This is a genomic window from Enterococcus sp. DIV1224 (genome assembly GCF_050555455.1).
Classification (GTDB): Bacteria; Bacillota; Bacilli; order Lactobacillales; family Enterococcaceae; genus Enterococcus_B; species Enterococcus_B lactis.
This window is the reverse complement of the sequence record NZ_CP187859.1, coordinates 1767570-1788296: the sequence shown is the minus strand read 5'-3', so window position 1 is coordinate 1788296 and position 20727 is coordinate 1767570. Positions and strand designations below refer to the sequence as shown.

Sequence of the window (20727 nt, the reverse complement as noted above, 5' to 3'; positions counted from 1 at the left end):
AATGGAACAATTTGGAATGATTACTGCAACAGCCAGCGTCCTTCCTGAAAAGATTATTACTAATAATGATCTTTCCAAGATGATGGATACCTCTGATGAATGGATTTCGTCAAGGACGGGTATTCGTGAACGAAGATGTGTAACAAATCAGGAGACTTCTGATTTATGCATTTTAGTGGCGGAAAAATTGATAAAACAGAAAAATCTAAACCCTAAAGATTTGGATTTTATTTTAGTAGCAACAATGTCGCCCGATTACACGACACCATCTGTAGCAGCACAAGTACAAGGGAAATTGGGAGCAACTCATGCTATCGCTTTTGATATCAGTGCTGCGTGCTCAGGATTTGTTTATGCGTTAAGTATGGCTGAAAAAATGATCCGCTGCGGCTCAACTAAGGGACTGGTGATTGGTGGTGAAACACTATCTAAGCTAATCGATTGGTCTGATCGTACGACTGCTGTGTTGTTTGGCGATGGAGCAGGTGGGATTCTCTTAGAAGCGAATCCACAGAAAAAATTGCTGAAAGAAAAATTAGCAGCTGACGGAACCAGAAGTAGCTCATTGACCGCTGGCTACCAGCAAAATAAAAATCCGTTCTATTCAGAAGATTCAGAAGGTTCGTATTATTTGCAAATGACTGGCAGAGATATTTTTGATTTTGCCGTACGAGACGTTGCAAACAATATCCAAGAAGTCATGAAAGACAAACCAGTTGATTATCTGCTTTTGCATCAGGCAAACCTCAGAATTATTGAGAAAATTGCCCGAAAAGTAAAGATGCCGCAAGAAAAGTTCCTGACCAATATGGATAAATATGGGAATACATCTGCTGCAAGCATCCCTATCTTATTGGATGAAGCAGTTTCTAGTGGAAAGATCACCTTGGGAAAACAGCAGAAAGTAATATTTACAGGCTATGGCGGAGGTTTAACATGGGGAAGTATTCTCATGGAGTTGTAGACTGTTAAATTATAAAAATAAAAAGCAAACAATATCGGAGGAATATATTATTATGGTATTCGAAAAAATTCAAGAAATCATCGCAGAAGAATTAGGAAAAGAAACTGAAGAAATCAAATTGACTACTGACATCCAAGAAGACTTAGAAGCTGACAGCTTGGATTTATTCCAAATCATCAATGAAATCGAAGATGAATTTGACGTGAAAATCGAAACAGAAGACGGAATCAAAACGGTTCAAGATTTAGTGACTTACGTAGAAAAACAAACTGCATAATCATTAAAATTAGGTTGGGGGCTGGGACATTTCCTGAAATAGGAATGTCTCGGCCTTTTTGAATAAAAAGAATCAAACATATATTCTGGATATATTGGAGAAAAACATGAAAACAGCATTCTTATTTAGTGGCCAAGGTGCACAATATCAAGGTATGGGAAAAGATTTGTATGAAGAAGTCATTGTAAAGCAGACATTTGATGAAGCAAGTGAAATTCTTGGCTACGATATGGCTGAACTTTGCTTTACAGAAAATGAACATTTGGATCAGACGCAATATACACAGCCAGCTATTCTAACAGTCAGCATCGCATATTATCGCTTATTGAAGGAGCACGGAATCATCCCAGATGCAGCTTTAGGACTGAGTTTAGGAGAATATTCGGCATTAGTAGCTAGTAATGCGTTATCCTTCACTGAAGCAGTTGCGTTAGTAGCAAAAAGAGGCGCTTATATGACAGAAGCGGCCCCAGCTGGAAGCGGGAAAATGGTTGCAGTGATGAATGCGCCGATTGAAACGATCGAGGAAAGCTGTCATGAAGCTAGTAAGTACGGCATCGTATCTCCTGCAAATTATAATACACCTCAGCAGATCGTGATTGGTGGCGAAGAAAAAGCAGTAGACGAAGCTGTTTTACTATTAAAAGAAAAAGGGTTCAAAAGAATGATCCCTCTAAATGTCAGCGGGCCTTTTCATACAGCTATTTTAGAACCGGCAGCAAAAAAACTGGCGAAGGACCTAAGTCAGATTCAATTCTCTGAACCTTCTTTTCCTATCATAAGCAACACAACAACGGAAATAATGAAGAAAGAAACGATCGCGGGACTACTTGAACAGCAAGTCATGCAACCTGTTCGTTTCTATGAGAGTATCCATAAGTTAAAAACAATCGGCATCGAGCAAGTCATCGAAGTCGGCCCCGGAAAAGTATTAAGCGGATTTATGAAAAAAATCGATAAAACAATATCAGTTCTGCGTGTTGAGAATAAGCAGACATTTGATGAAACAATAGCAATACTATAAGGAGGAACGTTATGGATGTAAAAGGAAAAAATGTATTTATCACAGGTAGTACAAGAGGAATCGGCAAAGCGATGGCCTTAGCTTTTGCAAAAGCTGGAGCAAATATCATTTTGAATGGTCGCGGAGAGATTCCAAAAGAAAAGATAGAAGAAATCGAAGCATTCGGTGTAAAATGCGTAGGAGTTTCCGGTGACATCTCTGATTATGAGAAAGCGGGACAAATGATCAAAGAATCAGAAGAAAAGCTTGGATCGATCCATGTGTTAGTAAACAATGCCGGAATCACAAATGACAAACTTGTGATGCGGATGGATGCAGAAGATTTCAAAAAATGTCTTGATATCAATTTGATTGGAACCTTCAATATGACGCAGCACGTATTGAAAAAAATGATGAAGCAGCGAGAAGGGGCCATCATTAATCTCTCTAGTGTATCTGGGTTGATTGGAAATATTGGTCAAGCAAATTATGCAGCTAGTAAAGCTGGCGTAGTAGGATTAACAAAATCTGTGGCACGAGAAGCTGCAACTAGAGGCATTACATGTAATGCCATTGCGCCAGGATTCATCACAACTGATATGACGGAAGTTTTAGCAGACAAAGTCAAGGAACAAGCGGAAAAGCAAATTCCGATGCAGCGTTTCGGACAAGTAGAAGATGTTGCACAAACAGCAGTTTTCTTAGCACAAAATCCATATATCACCGGACAAGTCATCAATGTCGATGGCGGATTGGTCATGCACGGATAAGAAAAGGAGAGCAAATAAATGAATCGAGTGGTAATTACTGGCTATGGAGTCACTTCACCTATTGGAAATGACGCAGACAGCTTTTTGAATAGCTTAAAAGAGGGTACGAATGGCATCGCACCGATCACTAAATTTGATGCTTCAGAAACAGGGATTACCTTAGCGGGCGAGGTCAAAGATTTTCCTTACGATAAATATTTTATTAAAAAAGATAGCAAACGAATGGATATGTTTTCAATCTATGGAATCTACGCTGCTTTAGAAGCAATGGAGATGAGCGGTTTAGATAAAGAAAAAATGAATCAAGACCGGTTTGGCGTCATCATCGGATCTGGGATCGGTGGTCTTCCAACAATCGAAAACCAAGTTATTCGTCTACATGAAAAAGGTGCAAAACGAGTTTCTCCAATGTTCGTGCCAATGGCGATTGCCAACATGGCAGCTGGAAATATTGCTTTGCGCGTAGGTGCAAAAGGTATTTGTACAGCTATCGTAACAGCTTGTGCTAGCGGAACGAATTCAATTGGGGAAGCATTCCGTAACATCAAACATGGCTATTCAGATGTCATTCTTGCTGGAGGAACAGAAGCAACGATTTGTGAGATGGGGATTGCTGGATTTGCAGCTTTAACAGCACTCTCAGAATCAACTGATCCTAATCGTGGTTCGATTCCGTTTGACGAAAATCGGAATGGTTTTGTGATGGGTGAAGGAGCAGGTGTTCTAGTTCTTGAATCTTTAGAACATGCACAAGCTCGCGGTGCCAAAATCTATGGAGAAATCGTTGGATACGGTGCAAACTGTGACGCTTACCATATGACAGCTCCTACTCCAGATGGTTCTGGTGCATCTAAAGCAATGAAGCTTGCGATGGAAGAAGCTGGTGTACAGCCGGAACAAGTCGGATATATCAATGCTCACGGAACAAGTACACCAGCCAATGACCAGGCAGAAGCAAAAGCAATCCAAATCGCATTAGGTGAAAATTTCAGAGATACTTACGTCAGCAGCACGAAATCGATGACTGGACATTTATTGGGAGCAGCCGGCGGGATCGAAGCCTTGGCAACTTTGCTGGCATTAGAACATCAATTTATCCCACCTACGATCAATGTAGAAAAACAAGATCCTGAGATTGACTTGACAGTTGTCAAAAACGAAAGCAAACCTGCAAGTTTTACTTATGCAATGAGTAATTCATTAGGGTTTGGCGGACATAATGCGGTTCTGTGCATGAAACGCTGGGAGGAATAATTTTGGATATCAATGAAATCAGAGAATTAGTCAGTCAATTTGATCAATCCTCGCTAACGGAATTCGATTTGCGTGAAGGTCAATTTGAATTGTATATGAATAAAAATAAAACAAGTCGAGGCATGAATATGGTTCAAACAAACGAAACGTTGCCAGTTTCGGAGCCAGTCAATGTCATACCTGAACAAGCAACAACTGCTCCAGAAACAATGAAAGAAAAAGAATCGGCAGTATTTGATGGAATCGAGGTTGTTTCGCCAATCGTGGGAATCGTTTATCTGCAACCGGCGCCCGACAAACCAGCTTTCAAAAAAGTAGGTGATCAAGTTGCCAAAGGAGAAGTTATCTGCATTATTGAAGCGATGAAACTAATGAATGAGATAACTAGTGAGGCCGACGGAGTAATCACAGAAATCCTTGTAGAAAACGAGTCAGTTGTTGAATATGGACAGCCACTCTTTAGGATCCAGCAAAAATAAGCAAAGCAGGAAAGAGGGAAATCAATGAACATACAAGAAATAAAAGAAATCATTCCACATCGTTATCCAATGCTTTTGATTGATCGAGTGGAAGAAATGGTTGAAGGAGAACGGATCGTTGCTAAGAAAAATGTAACGATCAATGAGCCCTTTTTTCAAGGACATTTTCCAGAAGAACCTGTTATGCCAGGAGTATTGATTGTTGAAGCAATGGCTCAAGCAGGAGCAGTTGCATTACTTTCTCTTGAACAATTCAAGGGAAAGACGGCTTATTTCGGCGGATTGGACAAAGCAAAATTCCGTAAGAAAGTTACACCGGGAGATACCTTATACCTTGAAGTTGAGATATTGAAAGTGAAAGCTTCAGCCGGAATAGGCAAAGGAATCGCTAAAGTAGACGGTAAAAAAGTAGCCGAAGCGGAATTAACCTTTATGATTGGATAGGTGAAATATGTTTTCTAAAGTATTGATAGCTAACCGCGGTGAAATCGCTGTACGTATCATTCGTGCATGCCGCGAACTAGGGATCCAAACCGTAGCGATATATTCAGAAGCAGATGCCGAAGCACTTCATACACAGTTAGCAGATGAAGCAATCTGCATTGGCCCGGCAAAAGCCGTTGATTCATATCTGAATGTTCAGGAAGTACTGAGCGCTGCAATCGTGACAAAAGCCGAAGCAATTCATCCAGGATTTGGTTTTTTATCTGAAAATAGCCGATTTGCCTCCATGTGTGAAGAGTGCAATATCACATTTATTGGTCCTAAAAGTGCAACGATCGATGCAATGGGAAATAAGATCAATGCGCGTCAATTGATGCAAGAAGCAAATGTCCCAGTCATTCCAGGAAGTACTGGTGTATTATCTACAGTAGAAGAAGCATTGGAAATAGCAGACAGAATTGGTTATCCAGTGATGCTGAAAGCAGCTGCAGGTGGTGGCGGGAAAGGCATTCGGAAAGTTCAATCAAAAGAAGAGCTCCCACAGCATTTTTCTTCAGCTCAGCAAGAAGCAGCAGCGGCATTTGGAAATGATGATATGTATTTGGAAAAAATCATTTATCCTGCTCGCCATATAGAAGTTCAGATTTTAGGTGATCATTTTGGCAATGTCATTCATTTAGGAGAACGAGATTGTTCTTTGCAACGTAATAATCAAAAAGTACTGGAAGAATCTCCTTCTGTAGTGATCTCACAAACAAAAAGAGAAGCACTAGGAGACGCTGCTGTTCGAGCAGCTAAAGCAGTCAATTATGAAAATGCCGGAACGATCGAGTTTCTGATGGATGAAGAAGGCGATTTTTATTTCATGGAAATGAATACTCGAATCCAAGTGGAACATCCAGTAACAGAAATGGTCACAGGAATCGATTTAGTAAAAAAACAGGTGGAGATAGCAGCCGGCGAGCCTTTGAATGTGTGTCAAGAAGAAGTAGTATTCCAAGGACACGCAATCGAATGCCGGATTAATGCAGAAAATCCTGCTTTCCATTTTGCTCCTTCTCCAGGGAAGATCCAAAACTTACTGCTTCCAGCAGGTGGGATGGGTCTGCGAGTAGACAGTGCAGTTTACCCGGGATATACGATCCCGCCATATTATGATTCAATGATTGCAAAAATAATCGTCCATGGAAATACGCGTTTTGAAGCATTAATGAAGATGCAGCGAGCCTTAAGTGAATTTATCACAGAAGGAATCATCACGAACGCAGAATTTCAGATGGATTTGATTAGTCATCCTGCAGTCATAGCAGGTGATTACAGCACAGCATTTTTACAAGAAGAATTTTTACCGAATTGGACACCAGAAACGGAGATAGGAGGCGCATAGATGGCTCTGTTTAAGAAAAAGAAATATATTCGGATCAATCCTAATAGAGAGAGCAAACCTGCTAACTCGCCATCTGTTCCTGATAACATGTGGGCAAAGTGTCCAAATTGCAAACATATCCTTTATACGAAAGACATCGGTGAAGAAAAAGTATGCCCTCATTGCGGATACGCTTTTCGAATCGGTGCATGGCAGCGTCTAGCTTTGATTATTGATGAAAAAAGTTTTGAAGAATGGGATACGGATCTTGTAACCAAAGATCCGCTAGCATTTCCCGAATATACGGAAAAAATTAAAAAGATGCAAGATAAAACAGGACTTCATGAAGCAGTCCTCACTGGTAAAGCAACCATTCAGGGGATTCCCTTCATTATTGGAGTGATGGATCCTAATTTTATCATGGGAAGTATGGGAACGATTGTCGGAGAAAAGATCACCAGATTATTCGAACGAGCAACAAAGGAAAGACTTCCAGTCGTCTTGTTCACAGCTTCAGGTGGTGCACGGATGCAAGAAGGAATCTTTTCTCTGATGCAGATGGCAAAAATTTCTGCTGCTGTCAAACGGCATAGTAATGAAGGTCTTTTTTATCTAACTGTTTTGACAGACCCGACGACCGGAGGAGTAACTGCCAGTTTTGCAATGGAAGGTGATATCATTTTAGCAGAACCCCAAAGCTTGATTGGTTTTGCTGGAAGACGTGTCATCGAACAGACGATCAAGCAGGAACTTCCAGAAGATTTCCAAAAGGCTGAATTCTTATTGTCTCATGGTTTTGTCGATCAGATTGTTCCCCGCATGGAATTAAAGCAGAAAATCCATACGCTTCTTGAATTGCATACACAGAAAGGATGGATAGATCGTGGATAAGACAGCACATGATGTCGTTCAGTTAGCAAGAGCTAAAGAACGATGGACAAGCTTGGATTTTTTTGAAGAGATCTTCGATTCTTTCGAGGAATGCCATGGTGATCGTTTATTTGCAGACGACGAAGCGATTGTTGGTGGAATCGCTCGATTAGATGGCAAACCGGTAACAGTGATCGGTATTCAAAAAGGACGGGATCTGCAGGAAAATATCCGCAGAAATTTTGGTTCTCCCCATCCTGAAGGCTATCGAAAAGCTTTACGACTGATGAAACAAGCGGAAAAGTTCAATAGACCGGTGATTACATTGATCAATACAGCAGGTGCATATTGCGGTGTAGGAGCAGAAGAGCGCGGCGAAGGAGAAGCTATTGCCAGAAATCTGCTCGAAATGTCTGATTTAAAGGTACCGATCATCGCCATCATCATTGGTGAAGGTGGAAGTGGCGGTGCCCTTGCTCTAGGTTTAGCGGATGAAGTCTGGATGCTGGAAGAAACGATTTATGCTGTGCTTTCTCCAGAAGGATTTGCGTCGATTTTGTGGAAAGACGGTAGTCGCGCCGCAGAAGCAGCTGAGTTGATGAAAATTACTGCGCCAGAACTACGCGAGTTAGGAATCGTTGATCGAGTTATTCCTGAAACGTTCAACGGCGAGCAGTTGCCACGATATAAAGTCGCACACATTATGAAAAAAGCGTTGATTGAAAGATTGACGGAACTTGTTCGATTCGACCAGCATGAATTACTGGAAAAACGGTACAAGAGGTTCCGCCAATATTAGGTGTTTAACAACTAAGCAAAGAGTAAAGAATGGTTCTTGCTCGCTTAGTTGTTTTTTGTTTCTAAATTTTTCTGTGATCAATCTTTATTTTTGGTCATTTTGTAAAGAAATGCTTTTTCTGAAAGACGAACGAGTATAGAGGTAGTTTTTTTTGCTGATATGCAGTATAATACGGGGTTGAGGAGTACTTTATGTGCTCCTTCATTTTTTGCAGATGAGGAGACAGCATGTTTTCAAATTACAAACCAACATGGATGGTAGAAGCCATCTATCAGATTACACCTGCCCAATTAAAGAATCTAGGCATCAAAGCAGTATTGACCGATTTAGACAATACGTTGATTGCATGGAATAATCCAGATGGAACAGAAGAGTTGCTTACTTGGATTTTAGAAATGAAAAATGCAGGAATCCCTGTTGTTGTTGTTTCAAACAATAATTCAAAACGTGTCGCGCGAGCGATTGAAAAATTTGATCTTTTGTATGTTGCACGAGCAATGAAACCTTTAGCAAGAGGGATCAACATAGCAAAGAAACAATTGGATTTAGCAGATGATGAGATAGTAATGGTAGGCGATCAGATTATGACTGATATACGTGGAGCCAATCGTGCAGGGATACGTAGCATCCTTGTAAAACCCATTATCGCAACAGATAGTTGGAAGACACAATTTAATCGTTTTTTGGAAAAAAGAATTATGGCCTATCTATTAGCAAAACACCCTGATATGGGCTGGCGAGGTGGAATCGAATGACAGAAGAATTACAATGTATCGGCTGTGGTGCCGTTATACAAACAAACAAACCCGGTGAATTAGGATACACGCCGCAAACGGCTTTGGAAAAAGGTTTAGCTTCCGGGGAAGTCTATTGTCAGCGTTGTTTCAGATTACGCCATTATAATGAGATCCAAGATGTCTCATTGACGGATGACGACTTTTTGCGCTTACTGAATGAATTAGGGCAAAAAGATGCATTGATCGTCAATGTGGTGGATATTTTTGACTTCAATGGTTCACTAATCCCAGGACTACACCGTTTTGTCGGTGACAATCCAGTACTTTTAGTTGGGAACAAAGTGGATATATTACCTAAATCATTGAAAAAAACTAAATTAACACAATGGATGAAGGAACGTGCTTACGAAGCAGGAATTCGTCCAGTAGATGTATTATTAACTAGTGCTAAGAAATCTCATGAGATGACGGAACTATTAGAAAAAATCGAAGAATACCGCGATGGACGGGATGTCTATATCGTCGGGGTAACAAATGTCGGAAAATCGACGCTTATCAATCAAATCATCAAAAATACAGCGGGAGTACAAGATGTAATCACAACTTCGCAGTTTCCAGGAACGACCTTGGATAAAATCGAGATTCCTTTAGATGACGGGCATTTTTTGATTGATACACCGGGAATTATCCATCGCCATCAAATGGCGCACTACTTAGGTAAAAAAGATTTGCGGATCATTGCACCGTTAAAAGAAATCAAACCTAAAGTTTATCAGCTGAATGAAGGGCAAACACTTTTCTTGGGCGGGCTTGCAAGATTTGATTTTATCAGCGGCAATCGTGCTTCATTTATTGCTTATGTGTCGAATGATGTTAATATTCATCGAACAAAACTGGAAAAAGCAGACGAATTTTATCAAAAACACGTAGGTGGGTTATTGCAGCCGCCTCGTCCTAATGAAGTCGAGGAATTTCCCGAGCTTGTTCGTTTTGAATTTTCCGTGAAAGAAAAAACAGACATCGTTTTTGCCGGTCTAGGCTGGATCACCGTAACAGCACCAGCAGTAATTGCTGGCTGGGCGCCAAAGGGTGTAGATGTCTTGAAGCGAAAAGCATTGATTTAAGGAAGAAGGAAAATTATGAGTTTAAGAGGAAAACAAAAGCGTTTTTTACGTAGCCAAGCGCATCATCTTCAGCCGATTTTTCAAATCGGAAAAGGTGGGATCAATTCAGCAATGATCGTTCAAATTGAAGAAGCTTTAGAAAAAAGAGAACTGATCAAAGTATCGTTACTTCAAAATACAGATGAGATTGCAGAAGAAGCAGCTCAAGTATTAGAAAAAGAAATAGATTGCGAAATCGTCCAAATCATTGGACGTGTTATCGTATTATACAAACCTTCCACAAAAGAAAAGTATCAAAGGCTATCAAAAGAAGTAAAAGCAATATAAGGAGTGACCATGATGAATACGCAAGCTAAGACATTTGTTCGTTCACAATTATTTCCTGAAGAAATGCCTCAATTCCTAGAGAAGAAAAAGCAAGTAGGGATCTTGGGCGGAACATTTAATCCCGTTCACCTTGCACATTTAGTGATGGCTGAACAAGCTGGCCGGAATTTAGGTCTTGACCGCGTATTTTTGATGCCTTCTTATCAGCCACCTCATGTTGATGAGAAACAGACGATTGATGCAAAACATCGACTCAACATGTTGGAATTAGCTGTGGAAGACAATCCTTTTTTGCAGATTGAAACGATTGAATTAGCTCGTGGTGGGAAAAGTTACACCTATGATACTATGAAGGAATTGACGCAAAACAATCCGGATACAGATTATTACTTTATTATCGGTGGGGATATGGTAGAATATTTGCCAAAATGGTATAAAATCGATGAGCTGACTTCTATGGTCAACTTTGTGGGTATACGTCGACCAGGATACACAACGGATACTCCATATCCTGTAATTTGGGTAGATGTACCTGAGATCGACATCAGTTCCACGAAAATACGTCAAAAGATCAAAGAAGGCTGTTCTATCCGCTACCTTGTTCCAGATAAAGTAATTGATTATATTCAAAATGAAGGGTTGTATGAATATGGACTATAGTAATGAATATACTGCTTATTCTAGAGAAAACCTGATGCAAAAAATACAGATGAGAATGAGCGAACAACGCTTCAAGCATGTGCTTGGAGTAGAAGAAACAGCCGTGGCTCTTGCCAAAAAATACGGTGCTTCTCCTGAAAAAGCTAGTATTGCTGCATTGACACATGATTATGCAAAAGAACGACCAGATGAGGAGTTCAAAATGGTAATCGTAAGAGACGGTTTTGATCCAGAGTTATTGAATTATAATAATGCAATCTGGCATGGTCTTGTTGGCGCTTCGTTTGTAGAGCGGGAATTAGGAATCACCGATGCAGAGATTCTTCATGCAATCCGGGTGCATACGACTGGGGCTGCTAAGATGAGTCTCCTTGACAAAATCATTTATGTAGCAGACTATATTGAACCAGGTCGAGATTTTCCTGGGGTACAAGATGCACGAGCCATTGCATGGGCTGATCTAGACGAAGCTGTAGCATTTGAAACAAAACATACATTGGCCCATTTGCTTGCGCAAGAACAACAGATTTATCCAAAAACAATCGAAACATATAATTACTGGGTAGCAAAAAAATAAGCTGCTCATATTAGGAGGAAATCATCATAGATAGTAAAGAACAATTAAAAATTGCGGTTGAAGCAGCAGATTCAAAACGGGCAGAAGACATTATCGCTTTAGACGTTCGAAATGTTTCCTTGTTGGCAGATTATTTCATGATCTGTTCAGCAAATAGCGAACGTCAAATCAACGCAATTACAGAAGAAATCATTGATAAAGAAGAAGAAAACAAATATGAAGTAAAACGTATTGAAGGAAAAGAAGGCGGAAAATGGGTATTGATCGATCTTGGAGATTTGATCGTACATGTTTTCCATGCGCCAGAACGAAGTTTCTATAATCTGGAAAAACTATGGTCAGATGCTCCGCTAGTCGATCTTAGTGAATGGTTGGATTAACATATGGCTTATGAAACATTTGCTTTCATTTACGATGAAGTGATGGACGAAACACTTTATCAGCAATGGCTAGCTTTTTCGAAACGTCATTTACAAGAAGACACAAAAAATATTTTGGAACTGGCATGCGGTACTGGAGCATTAGCGGTTGCCTTTGCAAAAGATGGATATAAAGTGACAGGGTTAGACCTTTCAGAAGAGATGTTGATGATTGCCAGCCAGCGAGCATATGAAGAAGACGCATCGATCCAATTTGTGGAAGGCAATATGCTCGATTTATCAGAAATCGGACAATATCAGGCAATTACCTGTTTTTCTGATTCGCTGTGCTATATGAAAAATAGACAAGAGGTACAGCAAGTGTTTGATGAAGTCTATCAAGCGTTAGAAGAAAATGGCCGATTTTTATTTGACGTACACTCCACCTATCAAGTAGATGAGGTTTTTCCAGAATATAGCTATCATTATCAAGGGGATAATTTTGCTTTTTTGTGGGATAGTTATCCAGGAAGCGAGAAACACAGCATCGAACATTTTCTTACCTTTTTCGTTGAAGAACAAGAAGGGTCTGGTCGATTTATTCGTGAAGATGAACTACATCAAGAGCGTACCTATCCATTGGAAAGTTATTTAAGAATGCTGGAAAACAGCGGCTTTTCGAAAGTCGAAGCATTTTCTGATTTTACAGACGAAGCAGCATCAGAGAAATCAAAGCGCTGGTTCTTTGTAGCATACAAAGACTAGCGGTTTTGCCTGCTCGAGTTAACAAGAAAAGAATAAATCTTCAACATAAATTATATATCCGAACGATATAGGCATTGCTCTTGCAGTGCAGCTTTTCGTCGCAGAAGTATTGTGTTTGCGAGAATAGTTTATATAGTTCGGGTATTTTTTCCGATTTTTGCCTTTTTTTACTTGTCTCTATTTCTTTTTTATCGATAACTATGAAGGAGGATGCGCATGAAAAGCTGCGGGATTATCGTAGAGTACAATCCTTTTCACAATGGACATCGCTATCATGTGGAAATGGCACGAAAAACAACAGGAGCAGAGGTCGTCATTGCTGTAATGAGCGGGAATTTTTTGCAACGAGGCGAACCGGCTATCATCGATAAATGGCATCGCGCGAATGAAGCTTTACAAAATGGTGTGGATTTAGTAGTGGAGCTTCCCGTCGAATGGGCGGTTCAGTCAGCTGACTATTTTGCTAAAGGTGCAGTAAAAATCTTGCAAACACTGGACTGTGACAGTTTGTGTTTTGGAACAGAAGAAGAGACTTCGTTTGATTACAGCAGTTTCGGACGCTTTGTCCAAGAGAATCAAGATAGGATAGAAGAGGCATTTCAAGAACTGTCTGATCAAACGTATAGTTATCCGCAAAAAATGACTGAGGTTTTTCGCAGTCTGTATCCCGATATTGTGCTTGATTTTTCTTCGCCAAATCATATCTTGGGATTAAGTTATGCAAAGGAAAATGCCAAGTATGTCCACCCTATGGAATTACATCCGATCCGACGTAAAAGTGCAGGCTATCATGAAAAAATCATCACAGATCAGACGATAGCCAGTGCAACAGCCATTCGCCATGCGTTAGAAGAAGGAAAAAGGATAGCTGGACTTGTGCCGCCTCAGACAGAAGAAGATCTTTCAACTTGTTCGCTGCAGACTTGGGAATCTTATTGGCCGTATTTGCGTTATCGGTTGTTATCTTCTACTTTGCTGGAACTGACAGATATCTATCAGATGACCGAAGGAATAGAATCGCGCATGAAAACAGCAGCTGCAACTGCTGATAGTTTTGAGGATTTTGTGTCAAAGGTAAAAACAAAAAGATATACATGGACACGGATCCAACGATTATCTTGTTATGTCTTGCTGAATATCAAAAAGCAAGAGATTCCTGTCCAACAAAATAAAAATTATCTTCGACTACTTGGATTTACCGATGTTGGAAGAAGATTCTTAAAAGAAAAAAAAGAGATTTCTATTTATTCCCGAATCGGAAAAAAAGAGGCACAAGAAGCGGAACTGTTAGTTAGAAGTGATCAAATCTATCAATTGGGAGGCAATATTCCGGAACAGAATTTCGGGCGAATCCCAATCCGAGTATAGATAATTGACTAAAAATGAGAAGAATGAAGGAAGAAAGAAAAAAAGCTTCACAGAATCGTGATTCACAAGTATAATGGAACAGGACGTTTTTGCGTTATGAAACTATCAAATCAGAAAGCGAAGTGAAAATATGGGACGTAAATGGGCAAATATCGTAGCAAAGAAAACTGCTAAAGATGCTAATAATAGCCGGATTTATGCAAAATTTGGGATTGAAATCTACGCGGCAGCAAAATCAGGTGATCCTGATCCGCATGCAAACCAAAAACTACGTTTCGTCATTGATCGCGCTAAAACTTATAATGTACCAAAACATATTATTGACCGAGCAATCGAAAAAGCAAAAGGTGCAGGAGATGAAACATACTCTGAATTGCGCTATGAAGGATTTGGACCAAGCGGCTCAATGGTGATTGTTGATACATTGACGAACAATGTGAATCGAACAGCAGCAGACGTACGGGCAGCATTTGGGAAAAATGGCGGGAACATGGGTGTTTCCGGAGCGGTTTCTTACATGTTTGACAATACAGCAATCTTTGCTTTTGCAGGAGAAGACGCTGACGAGATCCTTGAATACCTAATGGAAAAAGACATCGATGTTCGCGATGTAATGGAAGAAGAAGGACAAATCATCGTTTACGGTGAAGTAGCGGATTTCCATAGTATACAAGAAGCATTAAAAGAAAAAGGAATCACTGATTTTTCAATCGCTGAGATCCAAATGATCCCTCAAAACGAGGTAACACTATCTCCAGAAGATCAAGAAACATTTGAAAAAATGATTGATGCACTGGAAGATCTAGAAGATGTACAGCATGTGTTCCATAATGTGGCATTAGAAGACTAAGCAACCAGTTTTAACGAAAAGTATTCAGTCTTTTTCGAAAAGCAAGACAATCTCACTAACAGATTGTCTTGCTTTTTTGTGTGATTTATTTTCTTTTCTAATTCAACCTGTGGTATGATGAGAGCATAAGTATCATGTGAAATGATATGAAGTATGTGGAAGATGGACGGGGAAGAATATGGAAGCAAAAATCACTTTAGAACCTTTTGAACGTATCTTAAGCGGTTACCGCAAAGTAGAAGAGTTAGCTGTGAACGTAACTGATTGTTCAAAATTAGCGCAAAAATACGCAAGATTCGGCGTTGAAGGCTATCGATTAGGAAACTATGTCGGTACAGGGTATCTGAACCGTTATTTAGAGTGTATGGTGGACCGCGCACCAATGCTGATTTATAGACAAAAATATTTGATTCCGCTGCTTTTTCGTCGTTCTGATTCAGCCTTTCGGTTATTTGAAGAAGAGTATCGGATGGAGGCTTTCTTTCTACTATTAGAGTGGAGCTTGAAGCATCGTCCTGAAAAAATTCTTATCGAAAGAAATGAGAAGATAGACACGAAAAAAAATAAAGTGATCGATAGTGCATACCTAGCATTTCGTGTATCAGAGATTTTGGATTGTGGCGGCTATCCAATCAGCAATTTCCAATCAATTGACCAATTCATTGAATGGAATCGAATTTACCGATTGATCGACAATGGCGGGATTGGCCGTCATAGCAAGGTATTTGACCCAGAATATCCAGAAAACATGGGAGAACTGAAAATGATTATTTCGCTTGTCAAATTAAAATATCCTGAAACAGATTTGGATTTATATATAGAATAAATGACCTTAAATGATTGAATTACTTTTTCTGCAATTATTATTGTAAATAAAAAGACAACTGCTAACATTAATGATAGCAGTTGTCTTTTTACTTACAGTACTTTTTTCTCATAAGATGAAATATCCATATTGTTTAACAAAGGACTTTCATTATTGGAGGTAAAAAGGGTCAATTCATGCATCGCACGTGTACACATGGTGTAAAGGATCAATTTGTCTTGCTGAGAAGAAAAATGTTCTGCATCTACATCCCACAAGAAAACTCGGTCAAACTCCAGACCTTTTGCTAAAAAGGCTGGAAGTAAAATAATGGAACGCTTCATAAAGTCACTCTCATTTAAAATCAGCTGGACTTGTTGTTTCAACTCGTCTGGCAGTTGAGCATAAAGAGCTTCGCATTCTTCTTGTGTTTTAGCTATGATTGCTGTACGCCAATACCGGGCTTTTCCCTGAGTCGTTCGAATGGCATCTGCTAACCAATTCAATTTGATATCATCTGTTGTTCCTTGGATGAGCAAAGGAAGGTCTCCTTTTCTTGCTGTTGTTTCTACTTGATGTTCTTTTGCAATAAAATGATTAGCAAAATCAGTGATTTCTTTTGTGGAGCGATAGCTTGTCGTTAATTGGAAACGAGTGACTTCACGGTCCACGAAAAGGTCTTCCAATGATCCAACGATCGTTTCATTTCCAAAGACATTTTGATTTAGATCTCCACAGAAAGTCAAATTTGCTTTTGGGAACAAGGCTTGCAGCAATGCCACTTGTGATGGTGCGAAATCCTGCATTTCATCAATAAAGATATAGCGAGCTTTGTGTGTAACCGTCACTGGATATGTTCGGCGCATCAGTAAAAAGAATAGTACAGCATCCTCTTGACGCAATTCTCTTTGACGCAAGTGTGTACGAACAGTTGTCAAATGTTCCTGCCATCTGGTCTCGCTGATTTTATGTCGTGTTAGAAGAGAAAGTGGCACAGTTTGTAGAAAGTGGAGATATTGTTTCGTTATATTGACAAATTGATAATTCATGATCCCTCGATGGATTCGACGGAATCTTTTACGTACGATTTGGTTGGCCAGTTTTTTACGTAATGAACGCTCCTTTTGTTCTGTATATTCAAGATTTGGATCTGTTGCGTATAGTTCTTGGAGCTGTTCTTCCGCTAGATCTTTGACCCATTGCTGACGTGTTTCGTCTTTTTGCAGACCGCCTAATTTTTTCAGGAGCTTCGTTTGTAATAGAGAGAGTCTATGATGTAAAGGTAATTGTTCATTTGTTTCTTTATACCATTGGCGAATCGATTCCTTTGATAGGATCGTACGGCCATTTATTTTCATATCACGGAACAAGGGACCGTAGTTTGTGATGCCTTGGATATAGCGATCAATCTGATCGACTAAGGTCAATCCGCTTTTCATCACTTGTATCGGATCTTTTTCCCCTAGCAAAAAACCACTTTCTTGTTGTTGTTCATCTAGTAAAGAAAACTCTGGCAGCAGCTGCACCAAATAATTTTTGAATGTCTGTGTAGGCACGCCGCTTTCACCTAATGAAGGCAATACAGTCGAGATGTAATCAGAAAATAAATGGTTGGGTGAAAATAGAAGAACGTTTTCAGCCTCTAGCCACTTGCGATTATGATACAACAGAAAAGCAATACGTTGAAGCAAAGCGGATGTCTTTCCACTTCCGGCGATTCCTTCAATCAGCATTACTTTACTTGTTGTGTCCCGAATGATTGCATTTTGTGCTTTTTGTATCGTAGAGACGATGTTTTTCATATGGTTGCTTGATGATTCATCCAATATCTCTAGCAAAAAGTCATCATTGATTACTTCCGACGTATCTACCATAGATAAAATACGTCCTTCTTGGATTTTAAATTGTCGTTTCAACTGCAGATCGACATCTATTCTATCTGTTTCAGTTTCATAAAATGCGGGACCAATCTCACCTTCATAATAAAGATTGGCAATTGGTGCGCGCCAGTCAATAACGATTGTTTCTTCTGCCAAATCTCTTAAAGAAGCGATACCTAGATATAATGTTTCTGTTTCACGGTCTTCTTTAAAGTCGATACGGGCAAAATAAGGACTATCTTTCATGACAGACAACGTTTGCAGGCGTTTTTGCTGTGCTTCAAGAGTATGGTATTTCAAAAGCAATTCCTGCTCATGTTGGCGATATTCAACAGCAGATTCATAAAAAGCTTCATTGGAACCAGCTCGAATCTTGTGATTAGCTGTGTCTTTTGTCGAATGATTCATTTCCTGAGTCAATTCTTGTTGTTTTGTATCCAGCATATTTTGTTCGATCTGGATTAGTTCGATCGTTTCATCCACGTGCGTTTGTTCTAGTTGTTTCTCATTCATCGCATGTTTGCTCCTTCCGCCGTAAATAACGAATTAAAAGTATAGCATAGTTTTTCGAAAAAAGGTACTTTTTAACTGATGAATCGAAAAAGTCATCCTTGCTGAATATTTTTGTTTGTAGAACTGATGAATTTTGGAAACGCTGATAGTGATAGTTGTTTTCAATTAAGACCTATTGTTTTAAAAAGTGCTAGTCAAGGACTATGCTTAAGATGAAAGAGGCAGCTGGAAATTTATTACTAACCTCTCTAAGTCACATAAAAGAGGAGAAAAAACAATGACACATTTCAAAAAATTTTTACTTACTTTGCTTATTGGTGGAATAGCTTTATTAAGTGAATTTGTTTTTCACCAGCCGGCCCTTGCATTTGCGATTGTCGCATTTACTGGAGGGATTCTCGCCTTCTTGATGTTTTTGGAAATGATCAAGACGTTACGTTCAGGAAGATATGGCGTAGATGTATTAGCGATTACCGCAATCCTTGCAACATTAGCCGTCAAAGAATACTGGGCTAGTTTGATGATATTGATCATGCTTACGGGCGGAGATAGTCTAGAGGATTACGCGAATAAACGAGCGGGTAAAGAACTCCAGTCTTTGTTAGATAACACCCCAAGAATTGCCCATCGATTCAAAGAAGGAAATTTGCAGGATATAGTGATCGATGAAATAAATATTGATGACCAGTTACTAGTCAAACCTGGCGAACTTGTACCCGCAGATGGTCGAGTGATCAAAGGAGAATCTTCGGTCGATGAATCTTCTTTGACAGGTGAGTCCCGCCCGGAAACCAAGAAACCTGGAGATCAGATTATGTCAGGGTCTTTAAATGGAGACGGATCGATCCAAATGATCGCTGAAAAACGTGCCGCAGACAGCCAGTATCAAATGATTATTAAACTAGTCGAAGAATCAAAAGAAAAGCCTGCCCGATTTGTCCGTTTAGCTGATCGTTATGCAGTCCCTTTCACGTTGATTGCTTATTTGATCGGTGGTATTTCTTGGTGGTTCTCAAAAGACCCTTTACGATTTGCTGAGGTACTGGTAGTGGCATCACCTTGTCCACTGATTCTAGCTGCGCCCATTGCTTTAGTTGCAGGAATGAGCCGTTCAAGTAAAAACGGGATCGTTGTAAAAACTGGAACAACGATTGAAAAGCTCGCACGTACAAAAACGATTGCTTTTGATAAAACAGGAACGCTTACCAAAGGGGTATTGGAAGTAGAGGCGATTCAGCCAGTCAATGGAATAAAAAAAGAAGAGCTACTTCTGTATGCAGCTAGTGCAGAACAGGAATCTAGCCATATCTTAGCTCGTTCGTTAGTGAACAACGTGAAAAACAGCCAACTGTATCCTGTTAGTCAACTGAAAGAAGTGACCGGTCAAGGAATCCAAGCAGTAGTCAATAATCATGAAGTAAAGATTGGACGTGCCTCTTTTGTTTCAGCTGAAGAAATAGAAACGTCCAATACAGCAATCTATGTAACAATTGATCGATCTTTTGCAGGAACGATCCTATTTTCGGATCAGATTCGCCCAGAAGCAGCAAAGACAATCAAGGAGCTAAGAAAACTTGATGTGAAAAATTTGATGATGATCACCGGGGATGGATCTGCCATTGCTCAAACGATTGCAGAAAAAGTCCAATTAGATTCTGTACATGCCCGTAGCTTGCCTCAAGATAAACTGACCATTTTAGAAAGTATCCCTAAAGATCAAAGACCTGTTGCGATGGTAGGAGACGGCGTGAATGACGCTCCAGCACTTGCTGCTGCAGATATCGGTATTGCAATGGGGGCTCATGGTTCTACAGCTGCTAGTGAAAGTGCAGATGCGGTCATCTTGAAAGATGATCTCTTGCGTGTAGCAAAAGCAGTAGTGATTTCAAGAGATACGATGAGAATAGCTAAACAGTCTGTACTGATTGGCATCTTTATTTGTATTTTTTTGATGTTAATTGCAAGTACGGGACTAATCCCCGCATTATTCGGAGCTGTTTTGCAAGAAGTCGTGGATACGGTCTCTATTTTGAGTGCCTTGAGAGCAAAAAAAGATCCAGCCATTTTTCCTGATTCAGTACCCAAGACAAACATAGTATGATAGAATCGAGTTGAAAAAAGAACGATCAGAAAGAGGAGAGAGCATTATGCCATTCGTACATGTCGAATTAGTAGAAGGTCGCAGTCCGGAACAATTAGAAAATATGATGAAAGATATCACGGAAGCTGTTCATAAAAACACGCAGGCACCAAAAGAACACATCCATGTCATCATCAATGAGATGAAAAAAGGAACATACGGTGTAAATGGGGAATGGAAAAAATAAGTTTAGTTTCCCACTTGATTTTTCTATTTATTAGTGGTTAAATAAACACATAATTGATTGATGAGAAAGCCAACTGAATTTGAGAGTCTTCGATAAGAGAGGAAAAGCTAGGCTGAAACTTTTCCAGGAGAAAACCAAAGGATGACCACTTTCGAAACCCTTGTTGAAGCAAGGGCGGTCGGACCGTTACAACGCTTGAGGAACGCATT

Annotated in this window: 23 protein-coding genes; 22 read left to right on the top strand and 1 reads right to left on the bottom strand. The window is 39.8% G+C overall.

From position 1 onward, the window contains the following. The first annotated feature begins 1 nt into the window (after position 1). The 20 genes from IGK53_RS08725 to IGK53_RS08630 all read left to right on the top strand — a co-directional run bounded on the left by IGK53_RS08725 (position 2) and on the right by IGK53_RS08630 (position 15819). The gene (locus IGK53_RS08725) at positions 2 to 964 is read left to right on the top strand and encodes a beta-ketoacyl-ACP synthase III (protein WP_002287612.1); all 963 of its coding nucleotides are present in this window, start codon (positions 2 to 4) and stop codon (positions 962 to 964) included. 52 nt (positions 965 to 1016) lie between these two features. Continuing rightward, entirely contained in the window at positions 1017 to 1241 is a 225-nt protein-coding gene (locus IGK53_RS08720) for an acyl carrier protein (RefSeq protein WP_002287614.1), read from the top strand. Positions 1242 to 1347: 106 nt separating this feature from the next. Then, the gene (gene fabD / locus IGK53_RS08715) at positions 1348 to 2265 is read left to right on the top strand and encodes an ACP S-malonyltransferase (protein ID WP_002329057.1); all 918 of its coding nucleotides are present in this window, start codon (positions 1348 to 1350) and stop codon (positions 2263 to 2265) included. Between the two features lie 11 nt (positions 2266 to 2276). Continuing rightward, positions 2277 to 3014 (top strand): 3-oxoacyl-[acyl-carrier-protein] reductase, encoded by a 738-nt coding sequence (gene fabG, locus IGK53_RS08710; RefSeq protein WP_002329058.1) that lies wholly within the window; start codon positions 2277 to 2279, stop codon positions 3012 to 3014. Positions 3015 to 3032: 18 nt separating this feature from the next. Further along, on the top strand, positions 3033 to 4268 hold the full coding sequence (fabF, locus tag IGK53_RS08705) for a beta-ketoacyl-ACP synthase II (protein ID WP_002287619.1): 1236 nt from the start codon (positions 3033 to 3035) through the stop codon (positions 4266 to 4268). 2 nt (positions 4269 to 4270) lie between these two features. Continuing rightward, positions 4271 to 4747, top strand: coding sequence for an acetyl-CoA carboxylase biotin carboxyl carrier protein (gene accB, locus IGK53_RS08700; RefSeq protein ID WP_002290844.1), 477 nt, complete (start codon positions 4271 to 4273; stop codon positions 4745 to 4747). Between the two features lie 24 nt (positions 4748 to 4771). Further along, positions 4772 to 5191, top strand: coding sequence for a 3-hydroxyacyl-ACP dehydratase FabZ (fabZ, locus tag IGK53_RS08695; protein ID WP_002287621.1), 420 nt, complete (start codon positions 4772 to 4774; stop codon positions 5189 to 5191). Positions 5192 to 5198: 7 nt separating this feature from the next. Next, positions 5199 to 6578 (top strand): acetyl-CoA carboxylase biotin carboxylase subunit, encoded by a 1380-nt coding sequence (locus IGK53_RS08690; protein ID WP_002295381.1) that lies wholly within the window; start codon positions 5199 to 5201, stop codon positions 6576 to 6578. After that, a complete protein-coding gene (gene accD, locus IGK53_RS08685) occupies positions 6579 to 7448 on the top strand; it encodes an acetyl-CoA carboxylase, carboxyltransferase subunit beta (protein WP_002290846.1) in 870 nt (289 codons plus the stop codon). Then, positions 7441 to 8226, top strand: a complete 786-nt coding sequence (locus tag IGK53_RS08680; protein ID WP_002290847.1) for an acetyl-CoA carboxylase carboxyl transferase subunit alpha — start codon at positions 7441 to 7443, stop codon at positions 8224 to 8226. The genes accD and IGK53_RS08680 overlap by 8 nt, the downstream gene beginning before the upstream one ends. A gap of 227 nt (positions 8227 to 8453) precedes the next feature. Beyond that, on the top strand, positions 8454 to 8981 hold the full coding sequence (locus IGK53_RS08675) for a YqeG family HAD IIIA-type phosphatase (protein ID WP_002290848.1): 528 nt from the start codon (positions 8454 to 8456) through the stop codon (positions 8979 to 8981). Continuing rightward, positions 8978 to 10087 carry a ribosome biogenesis GTPase YqeH gene (gene yqeH / locus IGK53_RS08670; protein ID WP_002290850.1) on the top strand — a complete coding sequence of 370 codons (1110 nt, stop codon included), beginning with the start codon at positions 8978 to 8980 and terminating at the stop codon, positions 10085 to 10087. The genes IGK53_RS08675 and yqeH overlap by 4 nt, the downstream gene beginning before the upstream one ends. Positions 10088 to 10102: 15 nt before the next feature. Beyond that, a complete protein-coding gene (gene yhbY, locus IGK53_RS08665; protein WP_002290852.1) occupies positions 10103 to 10414 on the top strand; it encodes a ribosome assembly RNA-binding protein YhbY in 312 nt (103 codons plus the stop codon). 9 nt (positions 10415 to 10423) lie between these two features. After that, a complete protein-coding gene (locus IGK53_RS08660; RefSeq protein WP_002287632.1) occupies positions 10424 to 11074 on the top strand; it encodes a nicotinate-nucleotide adenylyltransferase in 651 nt (216 codons plus the stop codon). Next, on the top strand, positions 11058 to 11651 hold the full coding sequence (gene yqeK / locus IGK53_RS08655) for a bis(5'-nucleosyl)-tetraphosphatase (symmetrical) YqeK (protein ID WP_002287635.1): 594 nt from the start codon (positions 11058 to 11060) through the stop codon (positions 11649 to 11651). The genes IGK53_RS08660 and yqeK overlap by 17 nt, the downstream gene beginning before the upstream one ends. Before the next feature lie 20 nt (positions 11652 to 11671). Next, on the top strand, positions 11672 to 12031 hold the full coding sequence (gene rsfS / locus IGK53_RS08650) for a ribosome silencing factor (protein ID WP_370531476.1): 360 nt from the start codon (positions 11672 to 11674) through the stop codon (positions 12029 to 12031). A gap of 3 nt (positions 12032 to 12034) precedes the next feature. Beyond that, a complete protein-coding gene (locus IGK53_RS08645; protein ID WP_002287639.1) occupies positions 12035 to 12775 on the top strand; it encodes a class I SAM-dependent DNA methyltransferase in 741 nt (246 codons plus the stop codon). Between the two features lie 216 nt (positions 12776 to 12991). Continuing rightward, the gene (locus IGK53_RS08640) at positions 12992 to 14143 is read left to right on the top strand and encodes a nucleotidyltransferase (RefSeq protein WP_002329059.1); all 1152 of its coding nucleotides are present in this window, start codon (positions 12992 to 12994) and stop codon (positions 14141 to 14143) included. Between the two features lie 130 nt (positions 14144 to 14273). Further along, the gene (locus IGK53_RS08635) at positions 14274 to 14993 is read left to right on the top strand and encodes a YebC/PmpR family DNA-binding transcriptional regulator (RefSeq protein ID WP_002287641.1); all 720 of its coding nucleotides are present in this window, start codon (positions 14274 to 14276) and stop codon (positions 14991 to 14993) included. Between the two features lie 178 nt (positions 14994 to 15171). Then, the gene (locus tag IGK53_RS08630; RefSeq protein WP_002324387.1) at positions 15172 to 15819 is read left to right on the top strand and encodes a hypothetical protein; all 648 of its coding nucleotides are present in this window, start codon (positions 15172 to 15174) and stop codon (positions 15817 to 15819) included. A gap of 92 nt (positions 15820 to 15911) precedes the next feature. Here the strand turns inward: IGK53_RS08630 and helD are convergent, their stop codons facing one another. Further along, a complete protein-coding gene (helD, locus tag IGK53_RS08625; protein ID WP_002324386.1) occupies positions 15912 to 18191 on the bottom strand; it encodes an RNA polymerase recycling motor HelD in 2280 nt (759 codons plus the stop codon). Positions 18192 to 18468: 277 nt separating this feature from the next. On the opposite strand from helD, the gene IGK53_RS08620 reads away from it, so the two are divergent. Next, entirely contained in the window at positions 18469 to 20292 is a 1824-nt protein-coding gene (locus tag IGK53_RS08620) for a heavy metal translocating P-type ATPase (RefSeq protein ID WP_002327143.1), read from the top strand. A 46-nt stretch (positions 20293 to 20338) separates the two neighbouring features. Then, a complete protein-coding gene (locus tag IGK53_RS08615) occupies positions 20339 to 20518 on the top strand; it encodes a 2-hydroxymuconate tautomerase (protein ID WP_002287649.1) in 180 nt (59 codons plus the stop codon). Positions 20519 to 20727: the final 209 nt, after the last annotated feature.

What these genes read in the sequence shown, in the direction of transcription:
- IGK53_RS08630 (WP_002324387.1), top strand. Translation starts at nt 15,172, where the DNA reads ATGGAAGCAAAAATCACTTTAGAACCTTTTGAACGTATCTTAAGCGGT.
- fabD (WP_002329057.1), top strand. Translation starts at nt 1,348, where the DNA reads ATGAAAACAGCATTCTTATTTAGTGGCCAAGGTGCACAATATCAAGGT.
- IGK53_RS08620 (WP_002327143.1), top strand. Translation starts at nt 18,469, where the DNA reads ATGACACATTTCAAAAAATTTTTACTTACTTTGCTTATTGGTGGAATA.
- IGK53_RS08635 (WP_002287641.1), top strand. Translation starts at nt 14,274, where the DNA reads ATGGGACGTAAATGGGCAAATATCGTAGCAAAGAAAACTGCTAAAGAT.
- yqeH (WP_002290850.1), top strand. Translation starts at nt 8,978, where the DNA reads ATGACAGAAGAATTACAATGTATCGGCTGTGGTGCCGTTATACAAACA.
- IGK53_RS08725 (WP_002287612.1), top strand. Translation starts at nt 2, where the DNA reads ATGGAACAATTTGGAATGATTACTGCAACAGCCAGCGTCCTTCCTGAA.
- fabF (WP_002287619.1), top strand. Translation starts at nt 3,033, where the DNA reads ATGAATCGAGTGGTAATTACTGGCTATGGAGTCACTTCACCTATTGGA.
- IGK53_RS08615 (WP_002287649.1), top strand. Translation starts at nt 20,339, where the DNA reads ATGCCATTCGTACATGTCGAATTAGTAGAAGGTCGCAGTCCGGAACAA.
- IGK53_RS08660 (WP_002287632.1), top strand. Translation starts at nt 10,424, where the DNA reads ATGATGAATACGCAAGCTAAGACATTTGTTCGTTCACAATTATTTCCT.
- IGK53_RS08720 (WP_002287614.1), top strand. Translation starts at nt 1,017, where the DNA reads ATGGTATTCGAAAAAATTCAAGAAATCATCGCAGAAGAATTAGGAAAA.
- IGK53_RS08675 (WP_002290848.1), top strand. Translation starts at nt 8,454, where the DNA reads ATGTTTTCAAATTACAAACCAACATGGATGGTAGAAGCCATCTATCAG.
- helD (WP_002324386.1), bottom strand. Translation starts at nt 18,191, where the DNA reads ATGAATGAGAAACAACTAGAACAAACGCACGTGGATGAAACGATCGAA.
- accD (WP_002290846.1), top strand. Translation starts at nt 6,579, where the DNA reads ATGGCTCTGTTTAAGAAAAAGAAATATATTCGGATCAATCCTAATAGA.
- IGK53_RS08690 (WP_002295381.1), top strand. Translation starts at nt 5,199, where the DNA reads ATGTTTTCTAAAGTATTGATAGCTAACCGCGGTGAAATCGCTGTACGT.
- IGK53_RS08645 (WP_002287639.1), top strand. Translation starts at nt 12,035, where the DNA reads ATGGCTTATGAAACATTTGCTTTCATTTACGATGAAGTGATGGACGAA.
- fabZ (WP_002287621.1), top strand. Translation starts at nt 4,772, where the DNA reads ATGAACATACAAGAAATAAAAGAAATCATTCCACATCGTTATCCAATG.
- yqeK (WP_002287635.1), top strand. Translation starts at nt 11,058, where the DNA reads ATGAATATGGACTATAGTAATGAATATACTGCTTATTCTAGAGAAAAC.
- yhbY (WP_002290852.1), top strand. Translation starts at nt 10,103, where the DNA reads ATGAGTTTAAGAGGAAAACAAAAGCGTTTTTTACGTAGCCAAGCGCAT.
- fabG (WP_002329058.1), top strand. Translation starts at nt 2,277, where the DNA reads ATGGATGTAAAAGGAAAAAATGTATTTATCACAGGTAGTACAAGAGGA.
- IGK53_RS08640 (WP_002329059.1), top strand. Translation starts at nt 12,992, where the DNA reads ATGAAAAGCTGCGGGATTATCGTAGAGTACAATCCTTTTCACAATGGA.